Below are 12,887 nucleotides of genomic sequence, written 5' to 3'. Positions count from 1 at the left end.
CAGGCGTGGGGTCGGCCCGGGCGCGGTTCAGTCGGTGTTGCTAATTCTGGGCAAAGAAACGGTTGCCGGGCCATGGCAGGCCGAGGTTCTCGCGCAGGGTACGACCTTCGTACTCGCGCCTGAAGATGCCACGGCGCTGCAGCTCGGGCACCACCTTGTCGACGAAGGCATCGAGCCCGCCGGGCAGCCAGGGGAACATGACGTTGAAGCCGTCGCAGCCCTCGCTTTCCAGCCACTCCTGCATGGCGTCGGCGATGGTCTGCGCGGTGCCGACGAAGGCCAGGCCGCCGTAGCCGCCCAGGCGCTGTGCCAGCTGGCGCACCGTGAGGTTCTCGCTGCGGGCCAGCTCGATCACGCGGGCGCGGCCGCTCTGGCTCGCATTGGTCTCGGGCACGTCGGGCAGCGGGCCGTCGGGGTCGAACTTCGACGCATCGTGGCCCAGCGCGATCGAGAGCGACGCGATGGCGCTGTCGTAGTGCACGAGGCCGTCGAGCTTCGCGCGGATGGCGCGTGCCTCTTCCACCGTGTCGCCCACCACCACGAAGGCCGCCGGCAGGATCTTGAGATGGTCGGGGTCGCGTCCGATCGCGCGCATGCGGCCCTTGATGTCGGCATACAGGCTGCGCGCACCGGCCAGCGTGCCCGGCGCGGCGAACACGGCTTCGGCAGTCTCGGCCGCAAGCTGGCGCCCCGCCTCGGAGGCGCCCGCCTGCACGATCACCGGCCAGCCCTGCACCGGCCGCGCGATGTGCAGCGGCCCGCGCACCGACAGGTACTTGCCCTTGTGGTTCAGCACGTGCAGCTTCGCCGGGTCGAAGAAGCGGCCGCTTTCGACGTCGCGCTCGAAGGCATCGTCGGCCCAGCTGTCCCACAGCCCGGTGACCACGTCGTAGAACTCCCGGGCGCGGGCATAGCGCTCGTCGTGCTCCATGTGATCGTCGCGGCCGAAGTTCAGCGCGGCGTCGGGGTTGGAGGTGGTCACGATGTTCCAGCCCGCACGGCCTTCGCTCAGGTGGTCGAGCGAGGCGAAGCGCCGCGCGATGTGGAACGGCTCGTCGAAGGTGGTCGAGGCGGTGGCCACCAGTCCGATGTGCTGCGTGTGCTGCGCCAGTGCCGACAGCAGCGTGAACGGCTCGAACGACGTCACCGTGTGGCTGCGCTGCAGCGCGGCCACGGGCATGTTCAGCACCGCGAGGTGGTCGGCCATGAAGAAGGCGTCGAAACGGCCCCGCTCGAGCGTCTGGGCCAGCTGCTTCAGGTGCGCGAAGTTGAAGTTCGCGTCGGGCCACGCGCCGGGATAGCGCCAAGCGCCGGTGTGGATGCTCACCGGGCGCATGAAGGCGCCCAGCCGCAGTTGCCTCGTGGTGCTCATGGACGGGGGCTACTTGCCGGCGGGCCAGAACACGAGCGCGCGCAGCTCGATGCTGCGACGCGGCGGCGCCTCCTGCGAGCCCGTCGGATCCTCGAAGGCGGTGTGCGCGGTGTAGCGCGCCACGCCCTGCTCCAGCGAGTCGTAGATCTTCAGCAGCAGCGCCTCGTCGGGCCGAAGCCTCGGGAACCAGTACCAGCGGTGCGCCGGGTTCCAGGTGAAGGAATAGGTCTCGCCCACCTTGTCGGGGTAGACCAGGTCGGTGGGCACGAGGTCATCGGGCGAGATGGAGCGCGCGTCGCACAGCGCGAGCGGCAGGCGCTCGACCGTGGCCAGCGGCCGCCACAGGTTGACGATCGCGAAGCGGCTCTTCAGCCGCTCCTCGGCTTCGTCGGGGGGCAGATGGTCGCGCACGCGGCGCGGGCCGGAGACGAAGGTCTGGTCGTTGTGCACGCGGCGCACCGGCTCGCGCAGCTCGGCCGTGCGGCGCGAGCCCTGTGCGCTGTCGCGCAGCGTGTGGTCGAACACCACGATCTTCTCGGCGCCGGTCACGTCGCGCAGCAGCGCCTCGGCCTCGCGGTAGTAGATGTCGCGGATCGCCGCATCCTGGGAGAAATCGGCGAGCACGCTGCGGTGCGAGATCTGCGTGAAGCCGCTGCGGTCGAGCGAGAGTTCGTTCAGCGCAACCAGGGGGCGCCCGTCGCGGATCGCCACGCGGCGCGGCTCCAGTTCGCCGGTCACCCAGGGCGTGCCGGGCGGCGGCTCGAATGTGTAAGTCACGGGCCGCCCCTGCCCCGCCTTCAGGTAGTTCAGCTCCGCTTCCACCGAGGGCAGCGTGGCGGTCAACATCTGGCCATTCGATCCGACGCTCATGTAGCGTGACTCCTCAAAACGGTTCCTTGAACGGCCGCAGATCCAGCTCCTGCGTCCATGCGCTGCGGTGCTGCACGTGCAGCTGCCAGTAGCTTTCAGCGATGGCTTCGAGTTGCAGCAGGCCGTCGATGCCGCCATCGATGACCACATGCGCCACGTGAACACCCTGCGGACCGAATTCGCGCGCCAGGCTCTGGCTCAGCGAACGCAACGCGGCCTTGGCCGCGGCGAAGGCCGCAAAAGGCGGCTTGCCGCGCAGCGCCGCAGTGGCACCGGTGAACAGCAAGGTGCCGCGCGCGTGCTGTCCGCCCGCCTCGAAAGGATTGGCCAGCAGGCCGCGCAAGGCCTCATGCCCGAAGATGAAGCCGCCCAGCGCGCTGGTGCGCCAGGCCTGCGTGAAATGCTCGACCGAGAGCTCCAGCGTCGGCGCGCGCACCGCGCTCGCGGCGTTGAAGATGGCCACCGTGAGCGGGCCCAGCGCCCTCGCCTTCTGCGCAATGCCATGAATCTCGGCCTCGCTCGCCACGTCGCCCGCAAATGCATGGGCCCGGCCGCCGGCCGAGACGATTTCGCCGGCCACCGCATCGAGCTGGGCCTGCGTCCGGCCGGTCAGCGCGACGATGAAGCCTTCGGCCGCGAAGCGCCGCGCGAGCGCCGCGCCCAAACCGGCGCTGGCGCCGACACCGGCGATCCACGCGACGGGCGACGGCCCGGAACCAGAGGGCAACGAAGATGAGGTGTTGGAGGTGGCAGCCATGGATGAGCACGAAGGCTATACCTGCGCCCCGCGGTGCGGAACGATGCAAAAGGGATAACCTTATTCGGCGGCAGGTCGGTGCCCTGCACCGCTTGACGACACCCCAGCTTCACCGCACGCGCCGCGGCCGCTACGCTATGGGCTTCCCGGACCGTTCATAACAACTCGCAGCAATCGTCATCCAGGAGAAGATCGCCCATGGCTCTGGCCCGCACGGTTCACGCCGACCTCTTTCGCGTGTTCCTCCTCACCCTCGTCTCGCTGTTCGCCATTCCGGCCGCGACGCTCGCCTTCACCGAATACGCGCTGCGCTCGCAGGACGCCGAGTTCCTGCAGGCGATCGAGAAGCGCATCGCCAACGACAGCCGCCTCACGCCCGCCGAGAAGGCCGAGGCGACCGGCTTCTACCGCAGCCACCAGCTCTCCAAGGCCTGCGACGCCACCGCGCCCGAGGACAGGAACTTCCACGACAAGGTGTGCAGCCCCTATTCGATGCAGTGGCAGTTCCACTGGGCCGACCGCGCCGCCATCTGGACCATCGTGCTCGGCGCCGCGCTGCTCGCAGCGGCGCTGGTGCTGGGGGCGCTGGCCTTCGCCAACCGGGGCCTGCGCTACGCGAGCTTCGTCGCGGGCTGGCGGCTCATGACGGTGTCGTGCGCGGTCGAGGTCGTGCTGCAGAGCGCGATGCTGGTGTGGCTGTCGTTCTGGCTCACTGCGTACTTCTGGCACAGCTACTACATCAAGCTCATCGCGCTGGCGGGCATCGCGGCCGGCGCGGCGGTGTTCTACGCGATCTACACGCTGTTCAAGAAGCTGCCCTCGGGCAACGAGATCGAGGGCGAGCTGGTCTCGCAGGCCGATGCGCCGCGCCTGTGGGAGCGCATCCGCCAGCTCGCCGCCCGCGTGAAGACGGCGCCACCCGACCACATCGTGGCCGGCATCGACACCAACTTCTTCGTGACCGAGGCGCCCTGCGAGGTCAAGGGCCGCACCCTGCAAGGGCGCACGCTGTTCGTGAGCCTGCCGCTCCTGCGCGTGCTCGACCAGGCCGAGGCCGACGCCGTGCTCGCGCACGAGCTCGCCCACCTGGGCGGCGGCGACACCCGCAGCAGCGCCGCGCTCGGCCCCAAGCTGCTGCAGTTCGACCAGTACACCTGGAAGATGCGAAGCGGCGGACTCACCATCGTGGCCCACTACCTGCTGCGGCTCTACCGCATGATCTTCGCCTTCGCTCTGGCCCGCGACAGCCGGGAGCGCGAGTACAAGGCTGACCGCGTTGCAGCAGGGCTCACCGCGCCGCATGCGATCGTGCAGTCGCTCATCAAGATCTCGGCCTATGCGAGCTACCGCAACGACGTGGAGCGCAAGCTCTTCGAACAGGATCGCGAGCATGACGGTGCCCTCGGCATCGCCCGCTTCGTCGCCGACGGCCTGCCGCCCTATGCCGGCTCGCCGGCTTTCATCGAGGCCATGAAGACGGCCGGCGTGCCGCACCCCTACGACAGCCATCCACCGCTGCTCGAGCGCATGCGCAACGTGGGCCATCACGTGCCCGAGAGCGCCTATGGCGGCATCGTCGCGACCGCGCCGCAGGCCTCATGGGCCGACGAGATCGAGACCGCCCACGACATCGAGCAGCGCCTCTGGAGCGAGTACGAGCAGCGATTCGTGCAGAACCACGAGCTGAGCCTGGCCTACCGCTACGAACCTGCGACCGAGGAGGAGCGCGCCGTGGTGCTGCGCCACTTTCCGCCGGTGGGCTTCGAGCTGAAGAACGGCGAGCGCGTCGACATCAGCTACGCGGGCATGCACCCCAGTGCCAATGCTGCCGACGGTGGCTCGGCCATCCCGTGGGACGAGGTCAAGAGCCTGACCTACAAGGACGGCAGCTTCGGCGACACGCTCATCGTCACCCACCACGACAAGGGCATGCTGGGCGCGCGGACCACCAAGGTGAAGCTCGCGGGCCTCGGCAAGCAGAAGGAGAACTTCAAGGGCGTCGTCGGCCATTACTGGCGGCGCCACCAGATCATGAGGGCTCAACAACAGCAGCAACAACAGCAGTGACACCGGCGGCGTCGGCCGCCCTCCCCCGTTTCCCCAACCAGCCTCCACAAAACCATCCAACACCGGAGACAAGCAACCATGAACCCCGTAGAACAGAGAACCATCTCGAAGATCAGCTGGCGACTGCTGCCGCTTCTGATGGTCAGCTATTTCATCGCCTACCTCGACCGCGTGAACCTCGGCTTCGCCGGCGCGGCCATGTCCAAGGACCTGGGCTTCACCGCCGCCGTGTTCGGCAGCGCGGCCGGCATCTTCTTCCTGGCCTACTTCCTCTTCGAGGTGCCGAGCAACATGGCGCTGGAACGCTTCGGCGCGCGCCGCTGGATCGCCCGCATCATGTTCAGCTGGGGCGTCCTCTCGGCCGCACAGGCCTGGGTCGGCGGCTCGACCAGCTTCAACATCGTGCGCTTCCTGCTGGGCATCGCCGAGGCCGGCTTCTTCCCGGGCGTAATCTTCTACATCACGCTGTGGTTTCCGGCGGCGTACCGGGCACGCATCGTGGGCTGGTTCATGTTCGCCATCCCGATCTCGACCGTGATCGGCTCGCCCATCTCGGGCTACATCCTCAACATGGACGGCATCGGCGGCATGCACGGCTGGCAGTGGCTGTTCATCCTGGAAGCCGTGCCCTCGCTGATCCTGACCTTCTTCGTGCTGATGTACCTGCCCGACGGCCCGAAGGACGCCAGGTGGCTGACCGACGAGGAGCGCAGCTGGCTGCAGCGCACGCTGGACGCCGAGCGCGCCAACCGCGAGTCGATCAACAAGATCTCGTGGAAGCAGTCGCTGCTGAACCCGCGCGTGATCGGCCTGGGCTTCGTCTACATGGGCATCACGGTGCCGCTGTACGGCCTGAGCTTCTTCCTGCCGCAGATCATCAAGGGCTTCGGCGGACTGGGCAACGTGGAGATCGGCTTCATCAACGCCTTCCCCTACCTCGTGGGCGCCATCGCCATGCTGTTCTGGACGCGGGCTTCCGACGCGCGCAAGGAGCGCAAGTGGTTCCTGCTGATTCCTCTGGCCTGCATCTTCCTGGGCCTGGTGCTGGCTGCCCAGACCTCCGCGCCGGTGCCCAAGATGGCCGCCGTGACGCTGGCCGCCTTCGGCATCTTCAGCGCCCTGCCCACCTTCTGGACGCTGCCCACCGCCATCCTCAGCGGCACCGCTGCGGCGGCGGGCATCGCGTGGATCAACTCCATCGGCAACCTGGGCGGCTACATCGGCCCGACCATCTTCGGCACGCTCAAGGACAAGATGGGCAACGACTTCTACGCGGTGCTCTTCCTGGCGATGCTGTCGGCGGTGGCCATCGGGCTGGTGCTGATCATCGGACACGATGCGCGCACGGAGCAGGCGCCTTCTGCGGGGCAGGCCTGAGGGCCCCGGGTAATCGCCATTCCCGCCATTCCATGTATTCCGGAAACCGCGATCGCGGTATCTCGCAATCAATATGCAACAAGTGTCATCTGAATGTTGATCAGAACGTTCTACAGGAGCGCTCGTTGAACGACGCAATTCCTCGATCGATGTCTTTGCTCAGAAAGAACGCCATGAAGACCAAGCAACTCATCCTCTCCAGCGTCCTCGCCTTCGCCGGTCTCGCCATGCTGGCTCCCAGCATCGCCTCGGCGGCACCGCGCCACCACCACAAGCACAAGGTGTGCAAGTGGGATGCGCGCCATCACCACCGCGTCTGCCACTGGGTGCGCTGATCCAGGGTGCGCTGATCCAGGGTGCGCTGATCGGGCCCGGGGCCGGCAGGCCGACAGGCACGCCGGTCCGCGGACCGCAGGAAGAAAACGAGAAAGCCCGCGTCAGCGGGCTTTTTTCGTTCATGGGCCACGCCCGGCTCAGTACAGCGTGGCGCGCTGCCGGGCAGGCAGCTCCCGGTCGTATGTCTCGCCGTCGAAGGCCGACTCGGTCAGCGCCGACAGGATGGCACCGGGCGTCGGCACCGCGGGCTTCGCGTCCGCCGGCAGCGGCGCCCACAGCTTCGAGCGCTGGATCGCCCGGGCGCACTGGAAGAACACCGTCTCCACCGCGATGCTGATCACGCACTTCGGCGGCTTGCCTTCCATGGCGAAGCGCTCCAGCAGCGCCGGGTCGACCGAGATCTGCGCCCGGCCGTTGACCCGCAGCGTCTCGCCCACGCCAGGGATAAGGAAAAGCAGCGCCACGCGCGGGTCGGCCACGATGTTGCGCAGGCTGTCGATGCGGTTGTTGCCGCGCCGCTCGGGCATCAGCAGCGTCTTCTCGTCCTGCACCGCGACGAAGCCCGGCGGATCGCCGCGCGGCGAGGCGTCCAGCCCGCCCGGGCCGATGGTGGCGAGCACCGCGAAGGGCGACGCGGCGATCAGCGCCTGGTAGCTCGGGTGCAGGTACGGCACCTCCTTCTTGAGGGATGCCTCGCCGGGCAGCCCGAACAGGGCTTCGAGCTGGGCGACGGTTTCGATGGTGTGGGAGGTCGTCATGTGCTTTCCTGCTGGATGCTGGTCGATTGTGGCGAGGCGCCCCAGCCGCAGGCCAGCGCGGCCAGTGCGAGCAGCAAGGCGGCCACGCCGTAGATCCATGGTGGCGACGCGACCGGCAGCAGCAGCCCCGCAATGAGCGGCCCTGTTCCCGCGCCGATGTCGCGCCACACCGAGCGCGCCGCCAGCGCCTGCACGCGCTCGGGCCCCGGCGTGCGGCGGGCGACGATCGGCGGCAGCAGCGGCAGTTGCAGGGCTCGCAGCACCACGATCAGCGCCGCGCAGCTCCACAGCCATCCGAAGCCGAAGCCCACGAGCGCGATGGCGGTAATGAGCGAGAGGCTCACCAGCAGGCGCTCGGCGCCGAAGTGCTCGGCCATGCGGCCGCCGACCGGGCTCAGCAGGATCTCCGCGAGGTAGCGCAGTGCCATCAGCACGCCGGCGACGATCACCGCGCCGCCGGGCAGCAGGTCCTTGCCTAGATAGGAAAGGCCGACGATGAAGAGCCCGTCGAGCGCCAGCCCTTCCATGAACGACCAGCTGTCCAGGCTGTTGGGCAGCTTGAAGCGCCTGGTCGGCCTGGTCACCGGATGCGGCGCCTCGGGCAGCCGCCGCGTGACGAAGCACGCCAGCAGCGAGAACACCGCAAGGATCGCGAAGATCGTGCGCGGCCCCGTCCAGTGCGCCAGCAGTGCGCCCAGCGGCAGCGCGAGCACCGGCCCCATCGCGATGAAGGCGCGCGAACGACCGTTGCGCCGCGCCGCGCCCACGGGGTCGGCAGTGGCCAGCGCCTGAGTAGACAGGTTCAGCGCCGCGAAGCACAGCCCCCACATCAGCCGCAGCGGCAGCAGCGCCCAGAAGCCCGAGAGCGTGGCGTAGCCCAGCCCGCATGCGGCCGCCGCCACCACGGCGATGGTGCAGGTCAGCCGGTCGCCGTTGCGGGCATAGAAGCGGGCCACGAAGCCGTAGCCGGCGATCCGCACCAGCCGGTTGGCCGCGAGCAGCATGCCGGCCTCTGCGAGCGTCACGCCGAACTGGCTCGCGTACATCGGCAGCAGCAGGTAGAGCACCACGTCGGCCGGCAGCGAGAGGCCCAGGGCCATCGCCGCGTGGCGGGAGTTCAGGTCGGTGGGGGATGTTGGAGAAGCGGGTGCGGTGCGTGACATCGAGCCTCGATGGTGCGCCGCCACATGCCCTGGCGACAAACGACATTAACGCCCTTCATGCGTGAGAAAATCGCACGCATGCCGCTTCGTGAGCCTCCCTTGAACGCCGTGCGCGCCTTCGCCGCCGCGGCGCGCCACCTCAGCTTCACGCGCGCGGCGCTCGAGCTGCACGTCACGCACAGCGCCGTGAGCCGGCAGATCAAGGGCCTGGAGGAGGTCCTCGGCGTCGCGCTGTTCGAGCGGCGCGTGCGCCAGGTCGCACTCACCGCCGAGGGCCAGCAGTTCTTCGCCGAGGTACAGCCCGCGCTCGCACAGATCAACTCCGCAGCGCGGTCGCTGCAGTCGCAGGGGCCGGCGCACGCGGTTCGCATCAACGTGCGGCCATCCTTCGCGGTCCGCTGGCTCATTCCGCGCCTGCCCTCCTTCGTCGAGCGCTTTCCGGAGATCGAGCCGCAGGTCGTCACCAGCACCGTCATGCCAGAGGAAGCCGTCGGCAGCTTCGACATCGCGGTGCGCCGCGGCCTCGAAGGCTGGCCTTCGTCGGTGGAGGTGCGGCCCTTTCTCGAGGACGAGGTGCTGGTGGTCGGCGCGCCCGCTCTTTTCAGGACGCATCCCCTGCCCGACCTGCGCGCGCTGGCTTCGCACGTGCTGCTGTCGGCCCGCACCCGCAAGGACGACTGGGACGACTGGAAGAAGCAGGTCGGCGCTCCGCGTGCCCGGCCGGCGGGGCGGCTGCAGTTCGACCACCTGCACTTCGTGCTGCAGGCCGCGGTCGACGGACTGGGCATCGCGCTCGCGCCGACCTCGCTGGTGTCGCACGACCTCGCCTCGGGCCGCCTGCAGTCGCCGCTGCCCGAACTGCGCATGACACTGGAGCGCTACTACTACGGGCTGGCGCCGGACGCCGCGCCGGAGGCCTCGTACGTGGTCGAGTGGTTCGAGCAGATGCAGGCCCGGGGCGCCTAGGCGGCTTCGCCAACCAGCGAGCGGATCACCTCCGCCACGCTCACGCGGCCCTTGCGCACGCTCGCATCGTCGCCCTCGAAGCGGATCCATCCTTCGTTGAAGCCGTCGAGCATCTGGATGCGCGGCACCGGGTCTCGCATGCCTTGGGCGCGGAAGATCGCGCCCCAGTTCTCGCGCGGCACCGCCTCGGCGCGCACCGGGCGTCCCAGCACTTGCGAGAGCGCCTCGGCAATGTCGTGCTGCGTCTGCCGCTGCGGCCCCTCGAGCTCGACGACGCGCGGCAGTTCGCCCTCGTGCAGCAGGAGTTCGGCAGCGAGGCGGCCGATGTCGGCCGTGGCCACCATCGGCACCGCGCGGTCGAGCGGCTGGAGGTAGCTGGACAACACACCGTGTTCGCGGGCCTGCGCGATGTCCCAGCGCAGGTTCTCCAGGAACCAGGCGGGCCGCAGGAAAGTGATCGCGAAGGGCAGCGTGCGCAGCGCCTCTTCCAACAACGTGCGCTGGCTCAGCAGATTGGGCTGGGCCGCCTGCGCGCCGACCGTCGACAGGCACACCACGCGCCGCGGCCGGGCGGTGTCGAGCGCCTGGCGCAGCGCGGCGTTCTCCGCCCTCACTTCGGGAAAGCCCGGCTCGGGGTCGAAGTTCGGTGGCGGCAGGACGAAGACGCCGGCCGCGCCCGAGAAAGCGCGCGTCAACGCCTGGGCGTCGTCCATCTCGGCAACAGCCACCTCGCAGCCGAGTGCGGCCCATGGGCGGCCCTTGCCTTCATCGCGGACGACCGCGCGAACCGGCTGCCCTTCGGCCAGCAGGGCGCGCGCGACTGCGCCGCCGACCTGGCCCGTGATTCCGGTGATTGCGTACATGAAAGTTCCTTGTTCCTGACTTGATTCGATGTGATGACGCATGCGACGGGACGAATCGTAGGAACGGCTCATCTTTGAGTAAAGCGACCGTGCGGCATATCATTCATGACATCTGATCACGAATAGAAATATGCCCCTCGACGGACGCCTCCTCTCCAACGTCAGCGTGCTGGCCGCAGTGGTCGAAGGCGGCAGCTTCGCCAGCGCCGCCAATGCACTGGGCCTGACGCCCTCCGGCGTGAGCCGCGCCATCGCCCGACTCGAAGGCCGCATCGGCATACGGCTGTTCGATCGCACGACCCGCTCGCTGAGCCTCACCGACGAAGGCCGGCAGCTCTACGCCAACATCAATCCGCTGGTGCTCGGCATCGAGGACGCAGTCACGATCGCCGCTGGCGCATCGGGCGCGGTGCGCGGGCGCCTGCGCGTGAATACCGACGCCTTCACCTCGCGCCTGCTCCTGGCGCGGCACCTTCCGCGCTTTCTCGCGCAGTACCCGGAGCTCACGCTGGAGCTGATCGCACGCGACCAGCTGGGCGACCTCGTGGCCGAGGGCTTCGACATCGCGGTGCGCTTCGGCGAGCCGCCTTCGTCGTCGCTCGTGTCCCGCAAGCTGATGGATTCGCGCGTGGTCACAGTGGCGGCGCCGGCTTATATCGCGCGGCACGGCCGCCCTGCGAAGCCGGCCGACCTCGCCGGCCACGCCTGCCTGCAGGTGCGCAACCCCGCCACCGGACAGCCGTACACGTGGGAGTTCCAGCGCGGCCACAAGCTCGTCGAGGTGCCGACCACGGGGCGGCTGCTGCTCACCGATCCGGGGACCGTGCTGGAGACGGTCCTCTCCGGCATCTGTGTGGCGCAGATCAAGGCGGTGGGCATCCAGCCGCAGCTCGACAGCGGCGAACTGGTCGACCTGTTTCCCGACTGGGCGGATGAGCGGCTCCCGCTCCATGCGCTCTATCCGTCACGCCACCTGCCGGCGGCGAAGGTGCGTGCCTTCATCGACTTCGTGATGGAGGTGGTGTCGCCAGCATCCAAGCCGATGCCGAAGCCGATGCAAAAGCCGTAGCGCTGACGCTCGCTTGTCCGGAAACGGCCAGCCAACAACGCCTCCCGCCCGCACGATGCGGGCATGACTCCAACTCCCCTGCCCCGTTCCTTCCGCGACCTCGCGTGGTCCAACCTCGCCGCGCAGTCCGCAGAACAGCTGAGCCTTGCGGCCGTGCCGCTGGTCGCGGTGCTGGCGCTCGGCGCCGGCCCCGGCGAGATCGGCTTTCTTGCGGCCGTGCAGACGCTGCCCTTCCTGCTGGTCTCCATGCCCATGGGTCTGCTCGCGGACCGCATGTCGCGCCGGCGACTGATGGTCTGGGCCGAGGGCCTGCGGGCGGTGTCGCTGATCGTGCTGCTGGCGATGGTGTTCGCGTCGAAGCTCAGCATCGGCTTGCTCGCCGTGCTGGGGTTCCTGGGAGCCGTCGGCACGGTGGGTTTCAGCGTTGCGGCACCTGCGCTGGTGCCGGCACTCGTGCCGCGCGACGCGTTGGCGGCGGCCAACGGCCGGCTGGAACTGGCGCGCAGCGCGGCCTTCACCGCCGGGCCTGCACTGGCGGGCGCACTGGTCGCATGGGCCGGCGCATCCGCTGCGTTCGTCCTGGCCGCAGTGCTGTCGGCGGCAGCGGTGGCCCTGCTGCTGCGACTGAGCGAGGCGACACGCGAGCCCTCCGCCGGCCGTCATCCGCTGCTGGAAGTGCGCGACGGTGCGCGCTTCGTCTGGCAGCACGAGATGTTGCGTCCCATGCTGACGACCGGTGCGGTCTTCAACATATCCTGGTTCGTGCTGCAGGCCGGCTACGTGCCCTATGCGGTGCGAGTGCTCGGCCTCGGTGCTCAGGCGGTCGGCTTCACGCTGGCGATGTACGGCGCAGGAATGGTCGTCGGTGCGCTGCTCACGCCTCGCGTGGTGGCTCGCCTGCCATTCGGCCGCGCGATACAGGTCGGCCCTTCGGTCGCCGTTCTGGCCGCTGCGGCGATGGCCGCCACGCTCGTCGTGCCGACCGCGACGCTGGCAGCGCTCTCGTTCTTCCTGTTCGGCGCGGGGCCGATGGTCTGGGTCATCACGTCGACCACGCTGCGCCAGAGCGTGACTGCGGCCACGATGCTGGGCCGGGTGTCGGCCGTGTTTCTCACGATCAACGCGGGTGCGCGCCCCATCGGCGCCGCGCTAGGCGGCATGGTCGGCGCGGCATGGGGCGAACCGGCCTGCCTGCTGCTGGCGCTCGCGGGCTTCGGGCTGCAGGCGGCGATCATCTTCGCGTCGCGCATTGCGACGCTGCACCGGCTGCCGGTGCCTGCCATCTAGCA

At 69.0% G+C, this 12,887-nt stretch carries 12 protein-coding genes; 6 read left to right on the top strand and 6 right to left on the bottom strand.

Translation table 11 applies throughout. From position 1 onward, the window contains the following. Positions 1 to 40: 40 nt before the first annotated feature. The 3 genes from G369_RS0103535 to G369_RS0103525 are packed head-to-tail and all read right to left on the bottom strand — an operon-like array spanning position 41 to position 2,969. Complete coding sequence (locus G369_RS0103535) at positions 41 to 1,372, bottom strand: LLM class flavin-dependent oxidoreductase (protein ID WP_019652595.1); 1,332 nt, start codon at positions 1,370 to 1,372, stop codon at positions 41 to 43. Between the two features lie 9 nt (positions 1,373 to 1,381). Further along, complete coding sequence (locus tag G369_RS0103530) at positions 1,382 to 2,242, bottom strand: CmcJ/NvfI family oxidoreductase (RefSeq protein WP_019652594.1); 861 nt, start codon at positions 2,240 to 2,242, stop codon at positions 1,382 to 1,384. 13 nt (positions 2,243 to 2,255) lie between these two features. Next, positions 2,256 to 2,969, bottom strand: coding sequence for an SDR family NAD(P)-dependent oxidoreductase (locus G369_RS0103525; protein WP_026346184.1), 714 nt, complete (start codon positions 2,967 to 2,969; stop codon positions 2,256 to 2,258). Between the two features lie 228 nt (positions 2,970 to 3,197). Between G369_RS0103525 and G369_RS0103520 the strand changes: the two genes are divergently transcribed. From G369_RS0103520 to G369_RS39030, 3 genes are all read left to right on the top strand, one after another. Beyond that, on the top strand, positions 3,198 to 5,066 hold the full coding sequence (locus G369_RS0103520; protein ID WP_019652592.1) for a M48 family metallopeptidase: 1,869 nt from the start codon (positions 3,198 to 3,200) through the stop codon (positions 5,064 to 5,066). 78 nt (positions 5,067 to 5,144) lie between these two features. Next, on the top strand, positions 5,145 to 6,443 hold the full coding sequence (locus tag G369_RS0103515; RefSeq protein ID WP_019652591.1) for an MFS transporter: 1,299 nt from the start codon (positions 5,145 to 5,147) through the stop codon (positions 6,441 to 6,443). A gap of 173 nt (positions 6,444 to 6,616) precedes the next feature. Then, positions 6,617 to 6,778: an HHHH-motif protein gene (locus G369_RS39030; protein WP_019652590.1), complete on the top strand. Its 162-nt coding sequence runs from the start codon at positions 6,617 to 6,619 to the stop codon at positions 6,776 to 6,778. Positions 6,779 to 6,916: 138 nt separating this feature from the next. On the opposite strand, the gene G369_RS0103505 is transcribed toward G369_RS39030, so the two are convergent. Both G369_RS0103505 and G369_RS0103500 read right to left on the bottom strand, forming a co-directional pair. Beyond that, entirely contained in the window at positions 6,917 to 7,537 is a 621-nt protein-coding gene (locus tag G369_RS0103505) for a pyridoxamine 5'-phosphate oxidase family protein (RefSeq protein WP_019652589.1), read from the bottom strand. Then, positions 7,534 to 8,700, bottom strand: a complete 1,167-nt coding sequence (locus G369_RS0103500; protein WP_019652588.1) for an MFS transporter — start codon at positions 8,698 to 8,700, stop codon at positions 7,534 to 7,536. The genes G369_RS0103505 and G369_RS0103500 overlap by 4 nt, the downstream gene beginning before the upstream one ends. 78 nt (positions 8,701 to 8,778) lie before the next feature. Here G369_RS0103500 and G369_RS0103495 point away from each other — a divergent pair, with 78 nt between their 5' ends. After that, positions 8,779 to 9,666 (top strand): LysR substrate-binding domain-containing protein, encoded by an 888-nt coding sequence (locus tag G369_RS0103495; RefSeq protein ID WP_026346183.1) that lies wholly within the window; start codon positions 8,779 to 8,781, stop codon positions 9,664 to 9,666. On the opposite strand, the gene G369_RS0103490 is transcribed toward G369_RS0103495, so the two are convergent. Next, the gene (locus G369_RS0103490) at positions 9,663 to 10,529 is read right to left on the bottom strand and encodes an NmrA family NAD(P)-binding protein (protein WP_019652586.1); all 867 of its coding nucleotides are present in this window, start codon (positions 10,527 to 10,529) and stop codon (positions 9,663 to 9,665) included. The genes G369_RS0103495 and G369_RS0103490 overlap by 4 nt on opposite strands. A 130-nt stretch (positions 10,530 to 10,659) precedes the next feature. Between G369_RS0103490 and G369_RS0103485 the strand changes: the two genes are divergently transcribed. Together G369_RS0103485 and G369_RS0103480 are read left to right on the top strand one after the other, a co-directional pair. Continuing rightward, a complete protein-coding gene (locus G369_RS0103485; protein WP_019652585.1) occupies positions 10,660 to 11,598 on the top strand; it encodes a LysR family transcriptional regulator in 939 nt (312 codons plus the stop codon). Between the two features lie 63 nt (positions 11,599 to 11,661). Beyond that, on the top strand, positions 11,662 to 12,885 hold the full coding sequence (locus G369_RS0103480; RefSeq protein ID WP_026346182.1) for an MFS transporter: 1,224 nt from the start codon (positions 11,662 to 11,664) through the stop codon (positions 12,883 to 12,885). Positions 12,886 to 12,887: the final 2 nt, after the last annotated feature.

The sequence above is a fragment of the Variovorax atrisoli 110B genome (assembly GCF_000382045.1).
Taxonomy (GTDB): domain Bacteria; phylum Pseudomonadota; class Gammaproteobacteria; order Burkholderiales; family Burkholderiaceae_C; genus Variovorax; species Variovorax atrisoli.
Note: the sequence above shows the minus strand (reverse complement) of the source record. Positions and strands in the feature narration are given on the sequence as shown.

What these genes read in the sequence shown, in the direction of transcription:
- G369_RS0103500 (WP_019652588.1), bottom strand. Translation starts at nt 8,700, where the DNA reads ATGTCACGCACCGCACCCGCTTCTCCAACATCCCCCACCGACCTGAAC.
- G369_RS0103535 (WP_019652595.1), bottom strand. Translation starts at nt 1,372, where the DNA reads ATGAGCACCACGAGGCAACTGCGGCTGGGCGCCTTCATGCGCCCGGTG.
- G369_RS0103495 (WP_026346183.1), top strand. Translation starts at nt 8,779, where the DNA reads ATGCCGCTTCGTGAGCCTCCCTTGAACGCCGTGCGCGCCTTCGCCGCC.
- G369_RS0103515 (WP_019652591.1), top strand. Translation starts at nt 5,145, where the DNA reads ATGAACCCCGTAGAACAGAGAACCATCTCGAAGATCAGCTGGCGACTG.
- G369_RS0103485 (WP_019652585.1), top strand. Translation starts at nt 10,660, where the DNA reads ATGCCCCTCGACGGACGCCTCCTCTCCAACGTCAGCGTGCTGGCCGCA.
- G369_RS0103490 (WP_019652586.1), bottom strand. Translation starts at nt 10,529, where the DNA reads ATGTACGCAATCACCGGAATCACGGGCCAGGTCGGCGGCGCAGTCGCG.
- G369_RS39030 (WP_019652590.1), top strand. Translation starts at nt 6,617, where the DNA reads ATGAAGACCAAGCAACTCATCCTCTCCAGCGTCCTCGCCTTCGCCGGT.
- G369_RS0103505 (WP_019652589.1), bottom strand. Translation starts at nt 7,537, where the DNA reads ATGACGACCTCCCACACCATCGAAACCGTCGCCCAGCTCGAAGCCCTG.
- G369_RS0103530 (WP_019652594.1), bottom strand. Translation starts at nt 2,242, where the DNA reads ATGAGCGTCGGATCGAATGGCCAGATGTTGACCGCCACGCTGCCCTCG.
- G369_RS0103520 (WP_019652592.1), top strand. Translation starts at nt 3,198, where the DNA reads ATGGCTCTGGCCCGCACGGTTCACGCCGACCTCTTTCGCGTGTTCCTC.
- G369_RS0103480 (WP_026346182.1), top strand. Translation starts at nt 11,662, where the DNA reads ATGACTCCAACTCCCCTGCCCCGTTCCTTCCGCGACCTCGCGTGGTCC.